The sequence below is a fragment of the Rarobacter incanus genome, from assembly GCF_006715765.1.
Lineage (GTDB): Bacteria > Actinomycetota > Actinomycetes > Actinomycetales > Cellulomonadaceae > Rarobacter > Rarobacter incanus.
Map to the genome: position 1 here is coordinate 167,678 of NZ_VFNV01000001.1, position 23,857 is coordinate 191,534.

The window sequence follows — 23,857 nt, forward strand, 5'->3', positions numbered from 1 at the left end:
GCGCGCTTGCAGGCCTCCGCTCTACGGCAGCGGGGGCCTTTCTCGTTGCCGCGAAATGTTTGATTTCACATGTGAGGAGCACACCATCAGCGAGCCGCGTATCAACGATCGCATTCGCGTTCCGGAGGTTCGACTTGTCGGTCCGGGTGGCGAGCAAGTTGGGGTAGTCCGCATCGAGGTTGCACTCAACCTTGCGCAAGAGGCCGACTTGGATCTTGTGGAGGTTGCGCCGGATGCCCGCCCACCGGTTGTCAAACTGATGGATTATGGCAAATTCAAGTACGAATCGGACATGAAGGCTCGCGAGGCAAGGCGAAACCAGGCCAACACGCAACTTAAAGAGATTCGGTTCCGCCTCAAGATCGACGACCACGACTATGAGACCAAGAAAGGTCACGTAGTGCGGTTCCTTTCGGCAGGCGACAAGGTCAAGACGATGATCATGTTCCGCGGCCGCGAGCAGTCACGTCCGGAAATGGGTGTACGGCTATTGCAGCGCCTCGCCGACGACGTGGCTGAGTTCGGGACCGTTGAATCGATGCCGAAGCAGGACGGACGCAATATGGTGATGGTGATCGCCCCGACCCGCAAGAAGGCAGACACGAAGGCGGAGCAACGCCGTGCGAAGCCGACCCGCGAGATGGCCAGCGGGGCCGAATCGACCCCCGCCTCATAGAGAGTTTTACCGTAGCGTCGATCGCAAACGATCGAGCGCAAACACGTTCCCGGCCGCGGCCGGGAACCTGACCCGAGGAGAGACGGCAGCCATGCCGAAGAACAAGACGCACTCCGGTGCCAAGAAGCGGTTCCGTACGACCGGTAGCGGAAAGATCATGCGCGAGCAGGCGAACAAGCGTCACCTGTTGGAGCACAAGTCGTCACGCCGCACCCGCCGCATCAGCATGGACCAGGTAGTTTCTGCAGCCGACGCCCCCAAGATCAAAAAACTGCTCGGCAAGTGAGACTCGCGGCTTTGCCGCACAGCTAACAAACGTATTGAACCCCTAACTGCAAGGAGCATCACGTGGCACGCGTGAAGCGGGCTGTAAACGCCCAAAAGAAGCGTCGTTCAACCCTCGAGCGGGCAAGCGGATACCGCGGCCAGCGCTCGCGCCTGTACCGGAAGGCGAAGGAGCAGGTCACACACTCGCTCGTTTACGCCTACCGCGACCGCAAGGCGCGCAAGGGTGACTTCCGCAAGCTGTGGATCCAGCGCATCAACGCCGCAGCTCGCGCCGAGGGCCTGACGTACAATCGTTTCATCCAGGGCCTGAAGGCCGCCGAGGTTGAGGTCGACCGTCGCGTCCTGGCCGAGATCGCCGTTTCGGACCCCGCCGCTTTCAAGGCGCTTGTCGAGGTCGCGAAGAAGGCTCTACCCGAAGACGTGAACGCGCCGAAGGCAGCCTGATCGTCCACGGCATGCGGGGGTCGCACCGATTCGGTCGGTGCGACCCCCGCATGCGTTGGTGAAGCAGCGCTGCTGTCTCCCGTCGGGTAGCGCCGCTGTCGTGGGTCGAGTAGCGACGTGGCGCGTATCGAGACCAGTGGCCGCCGGCTTGCCAGGAAGAGAGACTATAGATGCCCACAAATCACGATCGCCCCGAGATAACCAACGTCAATAGCGACCGGGTGCGCGCCGTTCGGCATTTGACCTCCAGGTCGGGACGACAGCGCGCGGGCCTATTCGTCGTCGAAGGTCCCCAGGGCGTGCGCGAGGCGATTGCCCACGCCGCAGATCGCGTCCGGGACGTCTACATCACCGCGGAAGCCGCGGGCAGGTACCCGCGCATGGTGGCAGATGCGCGGGCCGCGGCGGGGGTGTTTGTTCACGCCGTTTCGACCCAGGTTGCCAATGCCATGAGCGCCGACGCGCAGGGTGTCATCGCCGTCGCGGACCGTGCTCCCTACACACCCCGGCAGGACGCATTGGCAGAGCTGGATGGGCTCGCACGCGGGGGCGCGCGCATGATCGCGATACTCCATCAGGTTCGCGATCCCGGCAATGCCGGTGCCGTCATCCGGGCCGCCGACGCGGCAGGTGCGGACGCAGTGGTGGTGACCGAACACTCGGTCGAGTTGACGAACCCGAAGGTGGTCCGCTCGACCGCCGGCTCCCTGTTCCACGTGCCGCTGGTGGCGGGCGCACCCCTTGAGGCAGCGGTCGATGTGCTGCGCGCCGCCGGCATGTCGATATTCGCCGCCGACGCCGCGGGAGAACGCCTTGACGGCCCTGACTTTGCGTGGCGCCTCGCGGCCCCGACCGCCTGGGTTTTCGGCAATGAGGCGCGCGGGTTCTCGGATTCCGAGCGCGACTTGGCGGACCGCTGCGTTGCGCTTCCGATCTTCGGCGCCGCGGAGTCGCTCAACCTCGCGACCGCCGCCGCGGTGTGCCTGTACGCATCCGCGTTCGCCCAGCACTAGGTGGGCGCGCGCCGTGCGGGATTGTTTGGGCGCGGCGTTTGGACCATCGGCACCGATTGTTAGCGGCCCGCGCGGCGCTCAAGCGCGCGCTTCATGAGCGGGTATGTTCCGATCACCGCGACAAGCCCACCCGCCGGAATGGCCAGCGCGAGGGTGACGGTTGACGCCTGCGCCGCCCAGCCGATTACGGCCGGACCGGCCAGCTGTCCCACATAGCCGAAGCTGAGCACGCGCGAGATGGTGATTCCGGCGCTGGTGCCGGGCAGATTTCCGGCAGCGGTGAACAATTGCGGCACGCAGCCCGCCAACCCCGTCCCCAACAGCGCCCATCCGGCCAACGTCAGGGGCAGCGCGGGCGATGCCACGACCACGGCAAGGCCCGCCGCCCCCACACCAGCGCCACCGATCAGGACGGGCAACGCCCCGAGGCGCGCGACGACCGCATCGGTGGCGAATCTTCCCAGCGTCATGGTGCTCGCAAACGCCGCATAGCCCAGTGCCGACACCGCATCCGATGCGCCAAATCGGGACGCAACTTGCAGGGCGCTCCAGTCGTTGGCTACCCCCTCCGCCAGCATGAGCAGGAACGCGGCACCGCCCAACAAGAGCACGGACGAGGACACGCGCCACTTCGATGCGCGGGGGCCGCGGGAGGTGGCCTCGTCCTTGATCGCGCCACCTGCGCCGTCACGTTCGGGCGCCGGACTCAGTAGCCGCAGGCAGGCCGCGATCATGACGGCGGCGCCGGCAACGACTGCGAGCAGGATTAGCTGCCACGGCGACCATCCCGCGCGAAAGGAAAAGAACCCGGCCACCGCTCCTGCGGCCCGCCCACCGAGAACATCGCGTGAAACGCGGCCAGAATCGGGCGCCGGTACGCGCGTTCGACGGCGAGCGCGTGCGTGTTCATCACGGCATCGAGGGCCCCCATGAAGAACCCGAAGACAGCAAGGGACACGGCCAGCGAGGCGGGCGTGGTGGCGGTCACCGGCAAGAATACGCAGCTAAGCAGTGCGGCGCCCGCCGCGATGATCAAGGGACGCGAACCGAGCGATCGGCCAGGCCGCCGGCGGCTTGCATGCCCGCGAAACCGGCGCCGCCAAGGAGCAAAAGCAACGTCCCCAGGCCCCCATCGGTAACGCCGGTGACCTGCTGGACGGCGGGGATGCAAACCACCTACAGCCCCAGAATCAATCCGTTGACCGCGAAGACGGCGAAGGTCGCACCGCGCGCGTGGCGCAGTACGTCGGGGATCTCGTGCATGGATCTCCCTTGCTGAAGGCCGTCTCGCGGGACTTTCATTAGGCTAACAATCGCGCGTCGGGAAGGGGGCGGCTCGTCGGCGATTTAGAATGGTGAATTGACGCCTTGACGCGTTAGCCCACCTCCCCTCGATCTGGAAGGCAACCATGCCCCCCGTCGATGACATCTCGCCCTTGGACGAGTCCGCCATCGCCGGTGCGGTTGATACCGCACTGGCCGATATCGCAGCAGCAACCACGCTGGACGAACTCAAGGACGTCCGCATCGCCCACACCTCGGACCGCAGCCGACTCGCGCTCGCAAACCGCGCGATCGGCAAACTCGATGGCAAGGATAAAGCCGCCGCGGGAAAGCTCGTGGGGCCGGCCCGGGGGCGGATCAACAAGGCGATCGCTGCGCGCCAAGCGGAACTTGAGGCGGAGCGCGACGCAACGGTGATCCGCACCGAAGGCGTGGACGTGACGCTGCCCGTGGATCGGCGCGCGCGCGGCGCCCGCCACCCGCTCGAAACGATGCAAGAAAAGGTCGCGGACTTCTTTGTGTCCATGGGTTGGGAGATCGCGGAGGGACCCGAACTCGAGGCCGAGTGGTTCAACTTCGATGCCCTCAACTTCGTGCCCGATCACCCCGCGCGCCAGATGCAGGACACGTTTTACGTTGAGGCGCGCGACGCGGCCAGGCCCTCGAACCTGGTTATGCGCACGCACACGTCGCCCGTCCAGGCGCGTACGCTCATCAGCCGCGATCTGCCGGTGTACATTGCCTGCCCCGGCAAGGTGTTCCGCACGGACGAACTCGACGCGACCCACACCCCGGTATTTCACCAGGTCGAGGGCCTGGCCGTGGACAAGGGCCTGACGATGGCGCACCTCAAGGGCGTGCTGGACCGCTTCGCGCAGGCGCTTTTCGGTGACGAGGCGCGCACGCGTTTGCGCCCCAGCTACTTCCCGTTCACGGAGCCCAGCGCGGAGATGGACCTGTGGTTCCCGCAGAAGAAGGGGGGAGCCGGGTGGATCGAATGGGGCGGATGCGGCATGGTCAATGCCAACGTCTTGCGGGCGGCCGGAATCGACCCCGATGTGTACACGGGATTCGCCTTCGGAATGGGGATCGAACGATCCGTGATGCTGCGACACGGCGTAACGGATATGCGGGACATGGTCGAGGGCGACGTGCGCTTCTCGCAGCAATTCGGGATGGAGATCTGATGCCCTACGTAATCAAGGAATGGCTCTCGCAATACGTGCCCGTTCCCGCGGACGCCACGATGGAACAGATCGCGGCGGATTTGGTGAGCGTCGGTTTGGAAGAAGAGGCAATACACACCTCGGGTGTGACGGGGCCGGTGGTTTTTGGACGAGTGCTCTCCCTTGTTCCGGAGCCGCAGAAGAACGGCAAGACCATCAACTGGTGCCAGGTCGATGTCGGCGTCCACAACGTCACCGACGAAAGCGGCGTCCCCTCGATCCCGCGCGGGATAGTGTGCGGCGCCCACAATTTCGCCGCGGGCGACCTGGTTGTGGTTTCGCTCCCCGGCGCAGTGTTGCCCGGTGGCTTCGCGATAGCCGCGCGAAAGACCTACGGGCACGTTTCGGACGGCATGATCTGCTCCGCCCGCGAACTGGGGATCGGCGAGGACCACGCGGGGATCATCGTGTGGAGCCGGGGCGCGGAGCCATCCGATTCCGACCCCGCGCCCGGTTCGGACGCGCTGGGGCCGCTGGGACTGGCGGATGAGGTCCTGGAAATCAACGTCACCCCGGACCGCGGGTATTGCTTCTCGATGCGCGGGATTGCGCGTGAATACGCCCTCGCGACCGATCGCGCATTCGCAGATCCGGGCTTGGCCCAGGCGCCATTGCCGACTGCAACCGCAGACGGTTTCGACGTGCGCGTTCTCGATGATGCGCCGATTCACGCAACGGTTGGGTGCGACAGGTTCGTTACGCGGATTGTGCGCGGTATCGATCCCCACGCGCAGACGCCTGAATGGATGGCCAAGCGCCTCAAGCAAGCCGGGATGCGACCAATTTCGTTGGCTGTCGATGTCACCAACTACGTGATGCTGGACCTGGGGCAGCCGCTGCATGCCTACGATCTGGACCACGTAAGCTCGCCGATCGTTGTGCGCCGCGCGCTGCCCGGCGAGGTTCTTACAACTCTCGACGATGTCGCCCGCAAGCTCGATTCCGAAGACCTTCTCATAGCGGATTCCCCCGATGGCGACGAAGGGTCGAGAGTACTCGGGATCGCCGGAGTCATGGGGGGAGCGTCCAGCGAAGTCACGGACAATACCCGTGACATTCTGATCGAAGCGGCGCACTTTGACGCAGTTTCTGTGGCGCGTTCGTCGCGGCGTCACAAGATCCCTTCCGAAGCGGCAAAGCGCTTCGAGCGCGGTGTGGATCCGCAGCTGGCGCCGGTGGCCGCGCAGCGCGTGGTCGACCTACTTGTCGAGTATGGCGGCGGTGTGGCCGATAGCGCGGTCAGCGATTTGGACAACGTCGCCGCCACCGCGGTCATCGAAATGGCAGCATCCGAACCGCAACGACTTACCGGGGTGGCTTACACCCGGACGCAAATCACCTCGGTTCTGGCGGCGATCGGATGCTCGGTAGAAGGGGACCGGGACTCGTCCTCCGTGCTGCTCGTGACGCCTCCCTCGTGGCGTCCCGACCTTGCTACCCCCGCCGACCTGGTCGAAGAGATCGCCAGGATCGTCGGCTACGACGCGATCGAACCGGTACTCCCGACAGCGCCCGCGGGCCGCGGTCTCACGCCTGCGCAACGACTCCGCAGATCGGTGGCGCGCACGCTAGCGGAGCGTGGACTGACCGAGGTCCTGACGTATCCGTTCGTGGCCACCGAGGTGCACGATGTGCTGGGAGAGGACCCCGACGATGGGCGTCGGTCGGCGGTGCGCCTCGTTAACCCGTTGGCGGACGACCGGCCCGAACTGCGAACTTCCATCCTCGCCACGCTCGTGGAGGCCGCGAAACGCAACATCGGTCGCGGCATCGACGACCTGGCGATCTACGAATCGGGCCTGGTGTTCCTGCGGGGGACCAGCACCCTGGAGGCGCCTTCCTTGCCGGGGGCGGCGCGGCCAGGCGACGAATCGCTTGAGGCACTCGCGGCAGCCGTGCCCGCACAGCCGCGGCACGTAGCCGGGATCTTTGCGGGGAAAATCGAACGGGCCGGATGGTGGGGCCCAGGTCGGGTCGCCGACTGGACGGATGCGCTGGGCGCGGCCCTCGACGTTGTCGACGCGGCGGGGCTAGCAGTCCAGGTGTCAGCGGCCGAGATGGCACCGTTCCACCCGGGCCGTTGCGCCGCGCTGGCAATTGACGAGGCGACCGGCGCGGGTGCCACCATCGTTGGCTATGCGGGCGAGTTGCATCCGAAGGTGTTGGCGCGGCTCGGGCTGCCCGCGCGATGCGTAGCGTTCGAGATCGATCTCGATGCGCTGTGCGCGCAAGCCGATGACTCCGCGGTGCAGGCCGAACCCGTATCGACCTTCCCGGTCACCAAGGAAGATCTGGCCCTGGTGGTCCCGGAGGACCTGCCCGCGGAGGCCGTTGCGGCGGCACTGCGTGTGGGCGGCGGGGATCTGGTGGAGTCGGTGCGACTCTTCGATGTTTACCGCGGGGAGCAACTGGGCGAGGGCAAGAAATCACTCGCCTTTGCGCTGCGGCTGCGGGGCACCGATCGGACCCTGACGGCGGAAGATGCCGCCAGGGTGCGAAACTCCGCGATCAAGGCGGCAGGGGTCATCGGCGCGGAGTTGCGAGCCTAGGGAACCTAGGCCTCACCTCGATGCGGGCGTATAGCGCGTGCACTTCAAATCCATTGGTGGTGATGTCCGTACACTGTGGTGCATTGGGACGTTTGTCCCGCTTTCGCGCCGTGGTAAAGGAAGTTTCCGATGGGGTCACGAGTTAGTGCAAAGATAGCTGGTTTTCGTGGCGTGCGAGCAGCTGCGGTTGCTACCGCTCTCGCGATTGTGGCGACCGCGGGCGTTGTGCTTGCTCCCGCCGCGCAAGCGGCTGCGGTGGTAATTGACGACTTCAACGGATCGACGCTCGGCACTCGTAACGTAACCGCGTTGCCCGTCCCGGACACGTCCACAACCGCGCCCGGGACTTTCTCGCAAAGCGGGGGTTTCGGCACCGCCGTCATGGGTGGAAATGGAAACGGAATCGGGGGAGTGCAACTCACCTACGATTTCCCGGCGGGCAAGGACCTGACCAGCGGTGGCCTGAACAAGCAGTTCTACCTGGAGTTCCAGAGCATCCAACGCCTTCCCAACCCCACCAACTATTCGACGGCGCTGACGGTATCGATCAGCGCCCGTGACACCGCGGGCACGACCGGCACCTACAACACGGGAATCAACTCCGGTGTCGGCCAGAACGTGGCGCTGAACCTCGATTGCTCCGTGAACTCCGTCTGCTTCTCACCGCAACCGAACTTCGCCGCGATCAACCAGGTCACCGTGACGCTCAAGTTCCCGCAGAACAAGGAGTCGGTATCGACGACGACGGCGATCCTGGACGTCATCCGCACTACCCCGCTGGGCGGCGCCACGCCCGACGCCCCGGCGGTGAGCTTCGTCGTGCCGACGGCAACCCCGACCTACGGCACCCCCGCGACCCCCATCAGCGTCTCCATCCCGGTCTCGACCACGCAGACGATCACCGACCACCTCGCGGCCTCCGAGATATCCCTGACGACGACCGGCACGGTCAACACCACCGTCGGATCTGTGACGTGGAACTCGTCCACGAAGACCTACGCGGTGTCCCTGACCAACACGACCGGCAACGGGACCATTCAACTCAAGGTGCCCGCCGGCGCGATCGTTGATTCGTGGGACCAGGGGAACGCGGCTGCTCAATCGACGCCATTTGAATACCGCACGGTGACGCCTCCCGTGTTCATCGGACCGGCCAGCTTGATCCTGCTCAAGGGGCAGGCATCGACGGCGGCCGTGACGGCCACGAATAACGGCCCGTCTATCGAATACGCAGTGAGCGGCGGCTCGCTCCCGGAGGGGATCGCGCTCAATACGGCCACCGGCGCGCTGACGGGAACCCCGACCACGACGGGAATCTGGGCGGTTCAGTTCAGTGCCACGAACCTTGGCGGCATCACAACGGCTAACTGCGTCATCATGGTGTACCCCGCGCCGACGTTCACCTCGCCGGACACGGCCGACTTCGCCGTCGGCGCTCCTGGAAGCTTTGCTATCACGGCAACCGGGCAACCCGCCCCCACCCTCACGTTGGTGTCGGGGTCCGTTCCCGGCCTGACTTTCTCCCCGGGTTCCGGCGGCGCGACGCTATCCGGCACGGCGACCACCCCTGGGCTGTACACGCTCACTGTCAACGCCGCGAGTGCCGGCGGAGTCGCCACGCAAACGCTGGCGGTCAGCGTCACGAGCAAGGCTCAGTTCATCGCGCCGCCGGCGCAGGTGAGCGCGCAGGTGGGGGAACAGACGTCGATGCAGTTCCCATTCATCGGATACCCCAAGCCGACCCTGACGATTGGCGGCGACGGTTTGCCCGCCGGACTGACGGCCAGCGTCAGCGATAGTGCGGTCACCATCTCCGGCACCCCTGAAAGCTCCGGGGCGGGGATTCGCTCGGTGACGCTGTCGTTGACGAACAGTTCCGGTACGGCGACGCACTCCTTCCAACTCACCGTGGGTAGCCCCGCGGCGATCACCTCCGCAGCGGCCACGACGGTGACGGTGGGGCAATCGCTGAGTTTCCCCGTGACGGCGACGGGCGTGCCAACCCCCGTGGTGACCGTAACGAATCTGCCGATGGGCTTGACCTACAACTCCGGCACGGGAGTCATCGGCGGAGCGGTCGCGACCCCCGGCACCTACACCGTGACCGTCACCGCGTCCAACGCCTCCGGGCCCGCGGCAACGCAGACCCTGACGATCAGGGTGGTGCAGGGTCCGGCGTTCACCAGCCCGGCGGAGGCGCCGTTCCGCACCGGCACGGCGGGCAGCTTCACCGTGACCACCAGCGGCTACCCGGCCGCGGCGATTTCGTCAGCCGACCAACTGCCCGCCGGGCTCACTCTGACCGACAACGGCGATGGCACGGCCACGATATCCGGCACGCCGACGCAGTTCGGACTGTTCATTGTCATGCTCAGCGCCGACAACGGCGACTTCCCGAGCGCGTCGCAGTGGTTGGCGCTCACCATCAACAGAGCCCCGACCGTCACGGCCTCGGATCAAACCGCGCAGGTCGACAAGGCGACATCGTTCACTATCAACGCCAGCGGCTATCCGGTGCCGACGCTCACGGTGACAGGGCTGCCCGCGGGGCTGACTGCGTCGACCACGGGATACGGCGGGGTCACCGTGTCGGGGACGCCGGCCAACGGGACGGGAGGGGTGTACACCATCGACGTGACGGCGAGCAATAGCGTCGACTCGGTCTCCACCTCGCTGACCCTGACGGTGGAACAGCCGCCAGCATTCACCAGCGCTGACGGGGTCACGTTCACGCTCGGCCAGAGCGCTTCCTTCGCGGTCGCATCCACGGGATACCCGGCCGCCGCGCTCAGCATCAGTGGCACCCTGCCGCAAGGCGTGGACTTTGTCGATGCCGGTGACGGCAGCGCCACCATCGCGGGTGCGCCCAGTGAGGACGGCGTTTTCCCCATTACGATCACCGCCGACAACGGGATTGGTGACAAAGTCTCCCAATCGTTCACGCTAACGGTGTTCGGCGACGCGCCGTACACCGGTGATCTGAGCATCGTTGGAGACGGCACGGCGGGCGCGGAGCTGTCGGTGTCGTCGTCGATAGCCGGAACCCTCACGGGGTCGCAGGTTACGGGGCAGTGGCTGCGCGACGGGGTCGAAATCCCCGGCGCCACCGCGGCTACCTGGACGCCGACCAACGCGGATGCGGGCGCGACGATCACCTACCGGGCCTTCGTCGCGGCGCCGCAGCACGTGACGGCGACGGTGGATGCGCAAAACTCCGTGGCCGTGGTCGGGAACATCTCGGTCGGTGAGCTGACGGTGTCGGGCAGCGCGGTCGTGGACGGGGTGTTGCAGGCGAACCTCGCGGGCGTCGATCCGGCCGATGCCGACGTTACCTACGCGTGGAAGCGCGGGGAGACGACGGTTTCCACCGAGGCCGACTATTCGCCCGTAGCGCAGGACGTCGCGAACAGCCTGACGGTTACCGCAACGGTCACGGCCGCGCACTTCCACACCCGCACCGTCACGAAGAGCGTCGGGCCGGTTATTCTTGCCGACTTCCTTGCGGCACCGACCGTAGCAATCGTGGGAACCGTGCAGGTTGGTGACGTGCTTGAAGCCTCGGTAACCGATGCGGTTCCCGCCGCGACAGGGCTCTCGTACCAATGGTTGGCCGATGGCAAGGAAATCGCCGCCGCCGATGGTGCAACCCTGCAACTGAAAGCTGCCCAGAAGGGCGCGGCGGTCTCGGTGCGGATCACCGCAACTCGCCTGGGGTACGCCCAGGCGGTCGTTACCTCATCGGCTACCGCCGCGGTCGCGACGAATGAGGCACCGCGCATTGACTTCACAGCTAGTCGGTCGCAGTTGCGGCGCGGGCAAAGCGCCACCTTGACGTGGAAGGCAACGGACGCAGTGACCGTGCGGGCGACCGGTGCCTGGGCGGGTGCGCGCGGCGCCAGCGGTTCTGTGTCCGTTGCTCCCGTGGCGATCGGTAGCAACGTCTACCGAATCGCAGCGACCAACCACATCGGGACCACGACCGCGCAGGTGGTCATCGGTGTGCGCCGCAGCGCCGCAGCACTCAAAGTCAAGGTGTCGAAGCGAAGGGTCGTGACCGGGCGCAAGGCTTCCGTGCGGGTGTCGAACCTGGACGCGAACGAACACTTCACGGTGCGGATCGCGGGGCGGGTCGTCGGGAAGGGCCGGGCCAAGGCGAACGGCACGGCACGCATTACGGTGCGCGTTCCCAAGACAGCGAAGTCGGGCGCGAAGGTCGGACGCCGGGCCACCGTCAAAGTCGTAGGGGAGATTGCCGACCGCAAGGGGAAGGCAAAGATTGCGACCCTTCCCGCTTCGTCCGGCAAGAAGCTGCGCGTCTCGGTATCCAGCCCGTATGTTCGCGCCTCCTCACGGCAGACGGTGACGATCCGCAACCTTGCGCCGCGCGAGCGGGTTCGTGTGAGGGTCGGGGGAACCAAGGGATTCACCCGCACGGTTCGTGCCCGCAAATCCGGGACCGCGAAAGTGACCATCAAGAACGTCGGGATCTATTGGGGCAAGCGCACGGTGAAGGTCCGAGCCGTCAAGTCGAAGCGTACGGGTTCGGGGTCGTACACGGTCGTTTCGCGCTTCTAGCTCGGGTATGTGCCATCGAGGTGCGGCGCCACCGCGAGCAACACCTTTCCGGTGGTCTTGCGGGACTCCAGCGCCTCGTGAGCCTGCCTGGCGCGGGAGAGGGAGAACTCGTCGCCAATGCGTATCTCAAGGTCGCCGGATTCGATCCAGGTGAACACCTCGCAGGCGCGGCGAGCTAGCTCCGCGGGCGTCTCGATGTAATGCCACAGGCTTGGGCGCGTGATGTACAGCGAGCCGCCCGCGTTGAGGCGTTGCAGGTCGAAGGGTGGGACGGGCCCGGAGGATGCGCCGAATAGCACCATCATTCCGCGGGTCGCGAGGCTGGCCAGTGAGCCGTCGAATGTCGTCAAGCCGACGCCATCGAAGACCACCTGCACGCCCGCGCCGCTGGTGAGCGCGCGCACGGCAGCGGGCAGATCGGTGGCGATGTCCTCGAATTCGGAGTAAATGAGGGTGTTGGTGGCCCCGGCCTGCCGCGAAAGTTCGGCCTTTTTCGGCGTCGATGTGGTGGTGATGATAGTACGAGCGCCGAGTAGGCGTGCCATCTGTGTGGCCAGCAGGCCCACGCCTCCGGCCCCCGCGTGGATCAGTACGTCGTCGCCGGGCCCGACCGGGAATGTCGATGTCACCAGGTAGTGGGCGGTCAGGCCCTGCAACGCGGCCGCCGCCGCTTCGCGCAGCGTTATCTCGGCGGGGACGCGGATCGCGCGGTCGGCGCTGATCACCGCGTACTCGGCGTAGGACGATCCGCCGTCGACCCACGCGACGCGGTCACCTGTACTAAACCCGTCGACTCCGTCGCCCACGGATTCGACCACCCCGGCGCCCTCCGTGCCGGGAATGTGCGGGAAGGCCATGGGGTACAGCCCGGCGCGGCGGTAGGTATCGATGAAGTTGACCCCCGCGTAGGCCACGCGGACCAGCAACTGGCCGGGGGCGGCGGTGGGCCGGGGGCGGTCGGCGGGGAAAAGGACCTCGGGTCCTCCGGCGTGGATTGCTTCGATGGTATGCATGTCTCTAGCCAAGCACACTTGGCACCGCATGTCAGGGTTGGGTTCGTCCACGAATGCACGACCAATTTGCCCCGGGAGCGCGTGGCAGGTTCACTTGTTCGGCGAGTTCGAGGGCTCATCACGTATGAGCAGTGCTCGCCGTCGGTTCTGGACAATCCGTCTCTGCCGAATTCGACACTTGACGCATTCCTGAAGCGCCCGGCCCGCCACCGTGCCGCGTGGTACGCCCAACGGGTCGGCCCCCGGCGTGTTGCTAGGTGCGCGGTCGGCGCGCGTGGGGCTGTGGGATCTTGTCGAGTGCGGGGTTTTGGTTCGGGTGCGATGGTTTGTGCAGGGGTTCTGACTGAAAGGGGCGCGGTCGGCGCGTGTGGGGGTGCTCGTACTCGTCGAGTGCGGGGTTTTGGTTCGAGCGCGGTGGTTTGCGCAGGGGTTTTGACTGAAAGGGGCGCGGTCGGCGCTTGCGGGGGTGTCCGGGGTCGTCGAGTGCGGGGTTTTGGTTCGAGTGCGGTGGTTTGTGCAGGGGTTTTGACTGAAAGGGGCGCGCTCGGCGCGTGCGAGGGTGCCCGGGGACGTCGAGTGCGGGGCTTTCTGCGGGGGCGGTATCGATACGCCAGCTGTGCTGGCCACTCGCCCTGCGGAACCGGGCGCCGCTCGACCGGCGCGCCCAGTGACCCGACCGTTATGCGCCCTGGTGTATTGTTATGCGCATGAGCTATTCGGTAGCAGTCACTGGTGCGAGCGGTTACGCGGGCGGGGAATTCCTGCGGCTCGCCGCGGCCCACCCCGAACTTACGATCGGTGCTCTCACGGCGAACTCGAGCGCCGGCACGAAGCTGGGCGACCACCACCCCCACATTCGCTCGCTCGCCGACCGCGTCATCGAACCGACGACGCCGCAGCGACTGGCCGAACACGACATCGTGGTGCTCGCGCTCCCACACGGCACCTCCGGACCGATCGCCGACCAGCTGCCTGCTGACACCATCGTTGTCGACCTTGGGGCGGATCACCGGCTCGAACGCGCGGGGGACTGGCAGGAGTACTACGGCGGGGACCACCCCGGCACGTGGCCCTACGGGATGCCGGAGCTGATTCGCGCCGCCACCGCCAGCAAGCAACGCGAATCCCTCACCGGCGTGCGGCGGATCGCGGTGCCCGGCTGCAACGTCACCGCGGTTTCGCTGGGGTTGCAACCCGGCATCGCCACGGGGATAGCCGATCCCACCGATATCGTCGCCGTTCTGGCGGTCGGGTACTCCGGTGCAGGCAAGGCGGCGAAACCTAACCTCATGGCGGCCGAAGCATTGGGGAGCGCCGCGCCGTACGCGGTCGGCGGGACGCACCGGCACATTCCGGAGATTGCGCAGAATCTGCGTGCGGCGGGAGCCGCCGAAGTGTCGCTGTCTTTCACCCCGGTACTGGTTCCGATGAGCCGCGGGATTCTGGCGACTTCGACTGCGAAACTGGCCCCGGGCGCCGATCCTGTCACCACCGCGCAACTGCACGCGATATGGTCCGCGGCATACCAGGACGAACCGTTTGTTCAGGTGCTTCCCCCGGGGCAGTGGCCAACAACCGCCATGACGCTCGGCGCGAACACGGCCCTCACGCAGGTTGCCTTCGACCAGCGCGCCCAGCGGATCGTGACTGTCACAGCCATCGACAACCTGGTCAAGGGCACCGCCGGCGGCGCTATCCAGTCCCTAAACGTTGCGCTTGGCCTGCCCGAAACATTAGGACTCATGACGGACGGAGTAGCACCGTGACCGATTACTTAGGCGAAGCCGTCGCACGCACAGCCACCAACGGGCAGGGCCCGACCGCGGCCGCGGGTTTCCGCGCGGCTGGCGTCACCGCCGGCCTGAAGGCATCCGGCAGGCCCGATCTGGCTCTGATCGTCAATGACGGACCGCGCCACGCGGGCGCGGCGGTGTTTACCACCAACCGCGTCGTGGGAAACCCGGTGTTGTGGTCGCGCCAGGTAGTCAGCGACGGGACGATCCGCGCCGTTGTGTTGAACTCGGGCGGGGCGAACGTGTCGACTGGTCCCGAAGGATTCCAGGACACGCACGCGACGGCAGAACGGGTCGCCGGCGGACTCGGTATCGGGGCGGGCGACGTGGTGGTGTGCTCGACGGGCCTGATCGGCGAGAGACTGCCGATCGAAAAGCTGCTGGCGGGCGTCGACGACGCGATATCGAAGCTCCACCACGATGGCGGTCGCGATGCCGCCCAGGCAATCATGACCACCGACACCGTCGTCAAGGTTGCCCAGGTTAGCGTCAACACCGCGGAAGGAAAGTTCACCGTCGGCGGCATGGCCAAAGGCGCCGGGATGCTGGCACCGGCGTTGGCCACCATGCTGTGCGTCATCACCACGGACGCCGATATCGCGGCGGAGGCCTTGGACCGCACCCTGCGGGCCGCCACATCCGTGACGTTCGACCGCGTGGATTCCGACGGGTGCATGTCCACATCCGACACGGTCGTGCTGCTGGCCTCCGGCGCAGCCGGCGTGACGCCTGCGGAAGATGCGTTCCTTGACGCCGTGCGCACCGTATGCGCGTCGCTGGCGCGCCAACTCGTTGCCGATGCGGAAGGAGCGAGCCACGACATCGCCGTGCACGTGGAAGGAGCCAGCGACGAAGACGCGGCCGTTGCGGTCGCGCGATCCGTCACGCGGTCGAACCTGTTCAAGGCTGCGATCTTCGGCAACGATCCCAACTGGGGGAGGGTTCTCGCCCAGGCAGGAACAGTCCCGACAGAAGTAGCGCCCTTTGAGGCGGACAACATCGATGTATCGATCAACGGTGTCATGGTGTGTCGCGGCTCTCGTCCCTACGAAGAACGCGGCAAGGTCGACATGGCCGCCGCACGCGACGTGCATGTCACCGTGGATCTGCACGCCGGGGACGCGAACGCCACCATCTGGACCAACGACCTGACCCACGCCTACGTCGAAGAGAACAGCGCCTACTCAACATGAGCGAAAACACGAACGACACCGCGGACGACTTCGTATTCAACACCCGCACCGACCTGCGCCCCGACCAAAAGGCAGAGGTTCTCATAGAGGCGCTGCCGTGGCTCCAGCAGTTTCACGGCGCGCTTGTGGTCGTGAAGTACGGCGGCAATGCCATGGTCGATGATGAACTCAAGGCCGCATTCGCGCAGGACATGGTGTTCTTGCGGCAGGTCGGGCTCAAGCCGGTCGTGGTGCACGGCGGCGGCCCGCAGATTTCGGAAATGCTGACCCGGCTCGGCATCGAGTCGGAATTCCGCGGAGGTCTGCGCGTGACCACCCCCGAGGCGATGGACGTGGTGCGCATGGTCCTCACCGGCAAGGTGTCGCGCGAACTCGTGGGGTTGATCAACGCGCACGGCCCGTTCGCGGTGGGCATGTCTGGGGAGGACGGCGGGATGCTGCGGGCGCGGCGGCGCCGGGCGATCGTCGACGGCAAGTCGGTCGACGTCGGGCTGGTGGGCGACGTGGTTGAGGTCGATTCGCGGGCCGTGCAGGATTTGCTCGACGCAGGGCGCATCCCCGTGGTCTCCACGATCGCGCCGGATGTTGAGGACCCGACCCAGGTCCTGAACGTCAACGCCGACACGGCTGCGGCCGCGCTCGCGGTTGCCCTCGGGGCGCGTAAGATCATTGTCTTGACCGACGTCGAGGGGCTGTACCTGAACTGGCCCGACAAGTCGTCACTGGTTCGGCAGATCTCAACGGCCGCGCTCGCGGACCTGCTGCCTAGCCTGGAATCGGGCATGGTCCCGAAGATGGAGGCGTGCCTGCGCGCCGTCCATGGCGGTGTGCGGCAGGCGCACATCATCGACGGCCGGGTCGCGCACGCGGTCTTGCTGGAGGTTTTCACCCGACAGGGCGTCGGCACGATGGTGCTGCCCGAATCCGATGGTCGGCTCCAATCGCGGCACGGCATCGATACCACCGGGGCCCTGCGCACAGTTGAGGATTTGGTATGAGTAACAACGATGTCCAGGCGGCACATTGCGCACACGTAGCCAGCGTTGCGCAGTGGCAGGACCGTTACAACAGCGCGCTGTTGGGGGTCTTTGGGACGCCGCAGACCGTGCTGGTTCGCGGCGAGGGGCCGTGGGTGTTCGACGCGGACGGCGGGCGCTACCTGGACCTCTTGGGCGGCATCGCCGTCAACGCACTGGGGCACGCGCACCCCGCACTGACCGGCGCGGTGAGCGGCCAATTGTCGACGCTCGGGCACGTCTCGAATTTCTTCGCCACCCCGACGCAGATCTCCCTGGCGGAAAAGCTCTTGGAGATTTCGCAGGCACCCGCCGGGTCGCACGTGTTCTTCACCAATTCCGGCACCGAGGCCAACGAGGCCGCTTTCAAACTCGCGCGACGCAACAACGGCGATGGCACCCGCACCCGGATACTTGCCTTGACGCAGTCGTTCCACGGGCGCACCATGGGCGCGCTGGCACTGACATACAAGGACGCATACCGGGCACCCTTCGCCCCCCTTCCCGGCGGCGTCGAATTCATACCGGCGGGCGACTTGGGTGCGCTCCAGGAGGCGTTCGCGGATGGTGACAGCGTCGCGGCCGTGTTCCTTGAGGTCATCCAGGGCGAGGGGGGCGTGCGTCCGCTTCCCGCGCAATACTTGCGCGCCGTTCGCGACATCACCTCCGAACACGGCGCATTGATGGTTGTCGATGAGGTACAAACCGGCATCGGACGCACGGGTGCTTGGTTAGCGCATCAGAATCCCGCACTCGCGACCGGCATCACCCCGGACGTCGTGACCCTGGCCAAGGGGCTTGGCGGTGGCATCCCGATCGGTGCCATGATCACGTTCGGTGAGCGCATTTCCTCGCTTCTGAGCCCGGGGCAGCACGGCACAACATTCGGGGGCAACCCCGTTGCGTGCGCGGCCGGGCTGGCAACGCTGCACGTCATTGAGCGCGACGGCTTGCTCGATCACGTCAGCGAACTTGGGCGATGGTTGCAGGACGAGGTCGCCGCGCTGATCGCGCGGCGAGACTCCGTGGTCGCATCCGTGCGCGGGCAGGGTTTGCTTGTGGGGATCGAGCTGCGCGGACCATGGGCGCCCGCGGCCGTGGATCGGGCCCGAGAGGCCGGTTTCATCATCAACGCCGTAACCCCCACCACTATCAGGTTGGCGCCTGCGCTCATTATCACGCGCGACCAACTCGCATCATTCGTCGAATTCTTGGCAACCCTGGAGCCACACTCACTTTCGGAAGGATCGCATCAATGATTCGCCATTTCCTGCGCGACGACGACGTGACGCCGGCAGAGCAAAGAGAGATCCTCGAACTTGCGCTCGCGTTCCGGAGGGACCGGCACGTCCGCACCCCACTGGCGGGACCGCGTTCGGTGGCGGTCATCTTCGACAAGCCGACCCTGCGCACCCAGGTGTCCTTCACCACGGGGATCGCGGAATTGGGCGGATACCCGCTTCTCGTCGATGGCAACCTAGCGAAGATCGGCGCACGCGAATCGATTTCGGACGTCGCAAAGGTGCTGGGTCGGCAAGTTTCCGCCATCGTGTGGCGCACATTCCACCAGTCCGCACTCGAGGAAATGGCGGCGATCTGCGGGGTTCCGGTCGTCAATGCCCTGACGGACGATTTCCACCCGTGCCAAGTTCTGGCCGACCTGTCGACGCTGGCCGAGCACTGGGGCGGCGTCGATCGCCTGGCCGGCAAGACTCTCGCCTACGTCGGTGACGCGGCCAACAACATGGCCCATTCGTACCTGCTCGCCGGCGCGACGGCGGGCCTCCACGTGCGCATCGGCGGACCCGGCGGCTACCAGCCCGCCGGCGATATCGTGAAGGCGGCCTCAAGAATCGCCGCCGCCACGGGCGGATCCGTCACCGTGACCGAAGACGCCGTCGCCGCGGTGACCGGCGCTGACGCGGTTGCCACGGATACCTGGGTTTCCATGGGAAGGGAGGAGGAATACGAGCAGAGGTCTCGTCCGTTCATCCCGTTCCGCCTCGATGCTGCACTTTTGTCCAAGGCCGCGCCAAACGCCCTGGTGCTGCACTGCCTGCCCGCCTACCGTGGCCAGGAAATCACCGCCGAGGTCATCGATGGCCCGCAGTCAGTGGTGTGGGATGAGGCCGAATACCGATTGCACGCCCAAAAGGCGCTGCTGACCTTCCTGCTAGATCGATCGGCCGCAGCGGCGTGAGCCGAGACCAAGCCATCCCCGGCACCAGAGCCGCCCGCCACGGCCGCATCCGGCAGCTCTTGGCCCACGGCGAATACTCGTCCCAGGGGCAGATTGTGCAGGCCCTGGCCGATGAGGGCATGACGGTGACCCAGGCGACGCTGTCGCGGGATCTGGACGAGCTGAAGGCGTTGCGCGTGCGCGGGGCGCGCGGAAACCTTGCCTACCGGATCCCCGACCCGGCCGAGCGCGGACAGGACCGCAGCGAGGTCGTCGAGCAAATCGCGAACCGACTGGCGCGGGTCTGCACGGAGCTCTTGGTGTCGGCGCAGGCGGGCGGCAACCTTGTGGTGCTGCGCACGCCCCCGGGAGCGGCGCAGTACCTGGCCTCCGCGCTCGACGATTCGGTTTTCGCGGGCGTGCTGGGTACGGTCGCGGGGGACGACACCGTCATGGTCGTGGCCCAGGACGCGGAGGGGGCGAGGGACATCGCTCGCAAGCTGCTGGTCTTGGCCAACGGCCAGGACACCTAAGACGAGCCAAGTTTTTACGATTGACTATGCAAGACCAACACAAAAAGGAACGATGAAAGATGACTGAGCGGATCGTTTTGGCCTACTCCGGGGGCTTGGACACGTCAGTGGCTATTGGTTGGATCGGTGAGGCGACTGGCGCCGAGGTCGTGGCTGTGGCCGTCGACGTGGGCCAGGGCGGGGAGGACCTTGAGGTCGTCCGCCAGCGGGCGTTGGACTGCGGCGCGGTCGAGGCTTACGTCGCGGACGCCCGCGAGGAATTCGCCGCGGAATACTGCATGCCGGCGCTCGCGGCCAACGCGCTCTACATGGATCGCTACCCGCTGGTGTCCGCGCTGTCCCGACCCGTTATCGTCAAGCACCTGGTGCGCGCCGCGCGCCAGTTCGGTGCGACCACCGTTGCCCACGGCTGCACGGGCAAGGGCAATGACCAGGTCCGTTTCGAGGTGGCGACCACGTCGCTGGCCCCGGAACTCAAGACGATTGCACCGGTCCGCGACCTGGCACTGACCCGGGAAAAGGCGATCACTTACGCGGAGCAGAACAATCTTCCGATCGCCACGACCAAGAAGAACCCGTTCTCGATTGACCAGAACGTGTGGGGGCGCGCGGTGGAAACCGGGTTCCTGGAGGACATTTGGAACGGGCCGACCAAGGACGTATACAACTACACGGACGACCCGACGTTCCCGCCCGTCGAGGACGAGGTTACGATCCAGTTCGTGCGCGGTGTACCGGTTGCCATTGATGGGGTCGCGGTAACCCCACTGCAAGCAATTCAAGAGATGAACCGCCGCGCCGGAGCACAGGGCATCGGCCGCATCGACATCGTCGAGGATCGCCTGGTCGGTATCAAGTCGCGCGAAATCTATGAGGCCCCCGGGGCGATGGCACTGATTGCCGCCCACTCGGAGCTCGAGAACGTGACGGTCGAGCGCGAGCAGGCGCGTTTCAAGAAAATCGTCGACCAACGTTGGACCGAACTCGTCTACGACGGCATGTGGTTCTCGCCGCTCAAGAAGTCTCTCGACACGTTCATTGCCGACACGCAGAAGTACGTGACCGGTGAGGTTCGCATGACGCTGCACGGCGGCCGCGCGACCGTGACCGGCCGCAAGTCCGATGCAAGCCTGTACGACTTCAACCTGGCGACCTACGACGAAGGCGACTCGTTCGACCAGTCGCAGGCACGCGGTTTCATCGAGATCTACGGATTGTCGGCGAAGCTCGCCGCGGCACGCGATGAGAAATTCGGCAACGGTGTCGATTTTGGCGTAGGGAGCCTGTGATTTCATGACGAACGCTTCGGATTCCGCGGCATTGTGGGGCGGCCGGTTCGCGGGGGGGCCGTCCCGAGCGCTGGCCGCGCTGAGCAAATCAACGCATTTCGATTGGCGGCTCGCGGCGCTGGACATTGCCGGTTCCAAGGCTCATGCCCGCGTGCTGCGCAAGGCCGGTCTTCTCACCAGTGACGAACTGGACGCGATGGAAGCAGCGCTGGATTCGCTGGCTGGGGACGTGGAATCCGGGGCGTTCGTCCCGCTGGAATCGGATGAGGACGTGCACACCGCCCTGGAGCGGGGGCTGATCGAGCGCGCGGGCGCGGAACTGGGCGGCAAGCTGCGGGCCGGGCGCTCGCGCAACGATCAGATCGCTACCCTGATCCGCGCTTACCTGCGCGAACAGGCCAAGGAAATCGGGCACCTGACCCTCAACGTGGCTGATGCGCTGATCGGGCAGGCGGATCGGGCCGGTACCGCGATAATGCCGGGACGCACGCACTTGCAGCACGCGCAACCGATTTTGGTGGCGCACCAGCTCTTGGCGCACGTGTGGCCGCTGCTGCGCGACGTTGACAGGCTCCTCGACTGGGATGCGCGCGCCGGGCGTTCCCCCTACGGTTCGGGTGCCCTGGCGGGATCGTCCCTGGGCCTGGATCCGGAGGCTGTTGCGCTGGAACTCGGCTTCGACGGTCCCGTCGAGAACTCGATCGATGGAACGGCATCTCGCGATGTCGTCGCCGAATTCGCCTTCGTGTGCGCGATGCTCGCGATCGACCTTTCGCGCTTCGCCGAAGAGGTGATCATCTGGAATACCAAGGAGTTCGGTTTCATCACTTTGGCCGACGAGTTCTCAACGGGTTCCTCGATCATGCCCCAGAAGAAGAATCCGGACATCGCGGAACTCACCCGCGGCAAGGCCGGGCGCATCATCGGTGATCTGACGGGGCTCTTGGCAACGCTCAAGGCGCTGCCGCTGGCATACAACCGTGACCTGCAAGAGGACAAGGAACCGGTGTTCGATCAGGTCGATACGCTCGCCGTCTTGCTTCCGGCGATTGCGGGCATGATCGAAACCGCGACGCTAAACCTTGCGCGGATGGCCGAACTAGCCCCGCAGGGTTTTTCCCTCGCGACCGACATCGCGGAGTGGCTGGTAAAGGCCGGGGTTCCCTTCCGCAACGCCCATGAGATCTCGGGGGCGTGCGTGCGCGCGTGCGAACAGCGCGGAATCGAACTGTGGGATCTCAGCGATGACGACTTGGCAGCCATCGATCCGGCACTGACCCCGCAGGTCCGCGATGTGCTGAGCGTCGAGGGATCCGTTGCTTCCCGCGACGGCGTGGGCGGAACTGCGCCGTCGCGCGTCGCCGAACAACTGGAGCAGGCTCGCGACAAGGTTGTCGAGTACCGTGTATGGGTGAACGGTTAGGCGCGCCACCGACGGTGCGACCTGCGAAAAGATACGACGAAGGGGAATGGGTCGTGAGCGGCGACATTGTGGACGAACTTGAGTGGCGCGGATTGGTTGCGCAGGCGACCGACATGGACGCGCTGCGCGAGCGTTTGGCCGCGGGGCCGATCACGGTCTATGCGGGGTTCGATCCGACGGCACCGTCGCTGCACCACGGCCACCTGGTGCAGCTCGTATTGCTGCGTCACTTGCAGCGCGCCGGGCATCACGTCATCGCGCTCGTGGGCGGGGCAACGGGCCTGATCGGCGATCCGCGCCCGACAACGGAACGCGCGCTCAATACCCGCGAAACCGTCAAGGAATGGACCGAGCGACTCGGCAGGCAGATCTCGTCGTTCCTCGATTTCGGCGGCGAAAATCCTGCCCGGATGGCGAATAATCTCGATTGGACGGCGGACCTTACCGCGATCGATTTCCTGCGCGACATCGGCAAGCACTACCGGCTGGGAACAATGCTCGCGAAGGACATCGTTGCGCGGCGACTTGCCAGCGACGAGGGAATCAGCTTCACGGAGTTCAGCTACCAGATTCTGCAGGGCATGGACTTCCTGGAACTGAATCGGCGGTACGGCTGCGAGCTGCAAACCGGCGGCAGCGACCAGTGGGGGAATCTTCTGTCCGGCGTTGAACTGGTGCGCAAGGCGGACCAAAAGCGCGTCTTCGCGATGACGACGCCGCTGATTACCAAGTCGGACGGGACCAAGTTCGGCAAGACCTCCGGTGGGGCAGTCTGGCTGGACCCCTCGATGATGTCGCCGTACGCCTTTTACCAGTTCTGGTTCAACACTGCCGATCAAGACGTGATCGGATGGCTCAAGACGTTCACGTTCCGCAGTCGCGACGAGATCGCGGAGCTCGAAAAGGCGATGGTAGACAGTCCGTTCGCGCGGGCGGCGCAGCGGGCGCTTGCCCACGACGTCACCGCGCTGGTGCACGGCGAAGAGGCCACCAATCAGGCAATTTTGGCCGCGCAGGCGTTGTTTGGTCGCGGAGACATCGCCGAACTTGACGAATCGACCTTGCTCGCGGCGGTGGCCGAGCTGCCTCATGCGTCGGTCCGCGTGCCAACGCCGCTGGTTGACGCGCTGGTTGCGGTTGGGATCGTCAAGGGCAAGAACGAGGCCCGCCGCGCGCTTTCCGAGGGCGGCATCTACATCAACAACGTCAAGGTCGAAGGCGGTCCGGACGCGGTCCTGGATTCCGCGCAATTCTTGCATGGCAAGGTAGCGCTAGTGCGCCGCGGAAAGAAGTCGTTGGCGGCGCTTCACCGCGATGATTCGCCGGCCACCTAGGTTCTCCTGAAGGTCCCCGCCGGCGGCTC

Annotated in this window: 21 protein-coding genes; 16 read left to right on the forward strand and 5 right to left on the reverse strand. The window is 65.9% G+C overall.

Annotated elements, in window-relative coordinates; all coding sequences use genetic code 11:
• The first annotated feature begins 55 nt into the window (after positions 1 to 55).
• The 4 genes from infC to FB389_RS00725 all read left to right on the forward strand — a co-directional run bounded on the left by infC (position 56) and on the right by FB389_RS00725 (position 2,421).
• Positions 56 to 676, forward strand: a complete 621-nt coding sequence (gene infC, locus FB389_RS00710; protein WP_142110919.1) for a translation initiation factor IF-3 — start codon at positions 56 to 58, stop codon at positions 674 to 676.
• A 91-nt stretch (positions 677 to 767) separates the two neighbouring features.
• Positions 768 to 962 (forward strand): 50S ribosomal protein L35, encoded by a 195-nt coding sequence (gene rpmI / locus FB389_RS00715; RefSeq protein WP_142110920.1) that lies wholly within the window; start codon positions 768 to 770, stop codon positions 960 to 962.
• 62 nt (positions 963 to 1,024) lie between these two features.
• On the forward strand, positions 1,025 to 1,408 hold the full coding sequence (gene rplT, locus FB389_RS00720; protein ID WP_142110921.1) for a 50S ribosomal protein L20: 384 nt from the start codon (positions 1,025 to 1,027) through the stop codon (positions 1,406 to 1,408).
• Between the two features lie 170 nt (positions 1,409 to 1,578).
• A complete protein-coding gene (locus tag FB389_RS00725) occupies positions 1,579 to 2,421 on the forward strand; it encodes a TrmH family RNA methyltransferase (protein ID WP_142110922.1) in 843 nt (280 codons plus the stop codon).
• Positions 2,422 to 2,480: 59 nt separating this feature from the next.
• Here FB389_RS00725 and FB389_RS00730 read toward each other — a convergent pair whose 3' ends face one another.
• Genes FB389_RS00730 through FB389_RS10800 form a run of 4 tightly spaced genes read right to left on the reverse strand, consistent with a single transcriptional unit; the run spans position 2,481 to position 3,723 of the window.
• Positions 2,481 to 3,236, reverse strand: coding sequence for an MFS transporter (locus tag FB389_RS00730; RefSeq protein WP_142110923.1), 756 nt, complete (start codon positions 3,234 to 3,236; stop codon positions 2,481 to 2,483).
• A complete protein-coding gene (locus tag FB389_RS00735) occupies positions 3,188 to 3,409 on the reverse strand; it encodes an MFS transporter (protein ID WP_142110924.1) in 222 nt (73 codons plus the stop codon). Before FB389_RS00735 ends, FB389_RS00730 begins: the two co-directional genes overlap by 49 nt.
• A gap of 44 nt (positions 3,410 to 3,453) precedes the next feature.
• A complete protein-coding gene (locus FB389_RS10355) occupies positions 3,454 to 3,597 on the reverse strand; it encodes a hypothetical protein (RefSeq protein WP_170207806.1) in 144 nt (47 codons plus the stop codon).
• A complete protein-coding gene (locus FB389_RS10800; protein ID WP_281282008.1) occupies positions 3,598 to 3,723 on the reverse strand; it encodes a hypothetical protein in 126 nt (41 codons plus the stop codon). It abuts the gene before it with no gap.
• Positions 3,724 to 3,830: 107 nt separating this feature from the next.
• On the opposite strand from FB389_RS10800, the gene pheS reads away from it, so the two are divergent.
• The 3 genes from pheS to FB389_RS00750 all read left to right on the forward strand — a co-directional run bounded on the left by pheS (position 3,831) and on the right by FB389_RS00750 (position 12,055).
• Positions 3,831 to 4,892 carry a phenylalanine--tRNA ligase subunit alpha gene (gene pheS / locus FB389_RS00740; protein ID WP_142110925.1) on the forward strand — a complete coding sequence of 354 codons (1,062 nt, stop codon included), beginning with the start codon at positions 3,831 to 3,833 and terminating at the stop codon, positions 4,890 to 4,892.
• Complete coding sequence (gene pheT / locus FB389_RS00745; RefSeq protein ID WP_142110926.1) at positions 4,892 to 7,480, forward strand: phenylalanine--tRNA ligase subunit beta; 2,589 nt, start codon at positions 4,892 to 4,894, stop codon at positions 7,478 to 7,480. The genes pheS and pheT overlap by 1 nt, the downstream gene beginning before the upstream one ends.
• A gap of 171 nt (positions 7,481 to 7,651) precedes the next feature.
• Positions 7,652 to 12,055: a beta strand repeat-containing protein gene (locus FB389_RS00750; protein WP_170207807.1), complete on the forward strand. Its 4,404-nt coding sequence runs from the start codon at positions 7,652 to 7,654 to the stop codon at positions 12,053 to 12,055.
• Here FB389_RS00750 and FB389_RS00755 read toward each other — a convergent pair.
• The gene (locus tag FB389_RS00755) at positions 12,052 to 13,068 is read right to left on the reverse strand and encodes a quinone oxidoreductase family protein (RefSeq protein WP_142110928.1); all 1,017 of its coding nucleotides are present in this window, start codon (positions 13,066 to 13,068) and stop codon (positions 12,052 to 12,054) included. The genes FB389_RS00750 and FB389_RS00755 overlap by 4 nt on opposite strands.
• 701 nt (positions 13,069 to 13,769) lie before the next feature.
• Here FB389_RS00755 and argC point away from each other — a divergent pair.
• From argC to tyrS, 9 genes are read left to right on the forward strand one after another with little or no spacing between them, the layout of a single operon-like run.
• Positions 13,770 to 14,834, forward strand: a complete 1,065-nt coding sequence (argC, locus tag FB389_RS00760) for an N-acetyl-gamma-glutamyl-phosphate reductase (protein ID WP_142110929.1) — start codon at positions 13,770 to 13,772, stop codon at positions 14,832 to 14,834.
• Complete coding sequence (argJ, locus tag FB389_RS00765; RefSeq protein ID WP_142110930.1) at positions 14,831 to 16,054, forward strand: bifunctional glutamate N-acetyltransferase/amino-acid acetyltransferase ArgJ; 1,224 nt, start codon at positions 14,831 to 14,833, stop codon at positions 16,052 to 16,054. Before argC ends, argJ begins: the two co-directional genes overlap by 4 nt.
• On the forward strand, positions 16,051 to 17,052 hold the full coding sequence (gene argB / locus FB389_RS00770) for an acetylglutamate kinase (protein WP_142110931.1): 1,002 nt from the start codon (positions 16,051 to 16,053) through the stop codon (positions 17,050 to 17,052). Before argJ ends, argB begins: the two co-directional genes overlap by 4 nt.
• A complete protein-coding gene (locus FB389_RS00775) occupies positions 17,049 to 18,329 on the forward strand; it encodes an acetylornithine transaminase (RefSeq protein ID WP_142110932.1) in 1,281 nt (426 codons plus the stop codon). The genes argB and FB389_RS00775 overlap by 4 nt, the downstream gene beginning before the upstream one ends.
• Positions 18,326 to 19,270 carry an ornithine carbamoyltransferase gene (gene argF / locus FB389_RS00780; RefSeq protein ID WP_142110933.1) on the forward strand — a complete coding sequence of 315 codons (945 nt, stop codon included), beginning with the start codon at positions 18,326 to 18,328 and terminating at the stop codon, positions 19,268 to 19,270. The genes FB389_RS00775 and argF overlap by 4 nt, the downstream gene beginning before the upstream one ends.
• On the forward strand, positions 19,267 to 19,782 hold the full coding sequence (gene argR, locus FB389_RS00785) for an arginine repressor (RefSeq protein WP_142110934.1): 516 nt from the start codon (positions 19,267 to 19,269) through the stop codon (positions 19,780 to 19,782). Before argF ends, argR begins: the two co-directional genes overlap by 4 nt.
• 59 nt (positions 19,783 to 19,841) lie before the next feature.
• Positions 19,842 to 21,071, forward strand: a complete 1,230-nt coding sequence (locus tag FB389_RS00790) for an argininosuccinate synthase (protein WP_142110935.1) — start codon at positions 19,842 to 19,844, stop codon at positions 21,069 to 21,071.
• Positions 21,072 to 21,075: 4 nt separating this feature from the next.
• Positions 21,076 to 22,494 (forward strand): argininosuccinate lyase, encoded by a 1,419-nt coding sequence (argH, locus tag FB389_RS00795; protein ID WP_142110936.1) that lies wholly within the window; start codon positions 21,076 to 21,078, stop codon positions 22,492 to 22,494.
• Between the two features lie 53 nt (positions 22,495 to 22,547).
• Complete coding sequence (gene tyrS / locus FB389_RS00800; RefSeq protein WP_281282009.1) at positions 22,548 to 23,828, forward strand: tyrosine--tRNA ligase; 1,281 nt, start codon at positions 22,548 to 22,550, stop codon at positions 23,826 to 23,828.
• Positions 23,829 to 23,857: the final 29 nt, after the last annotated feature.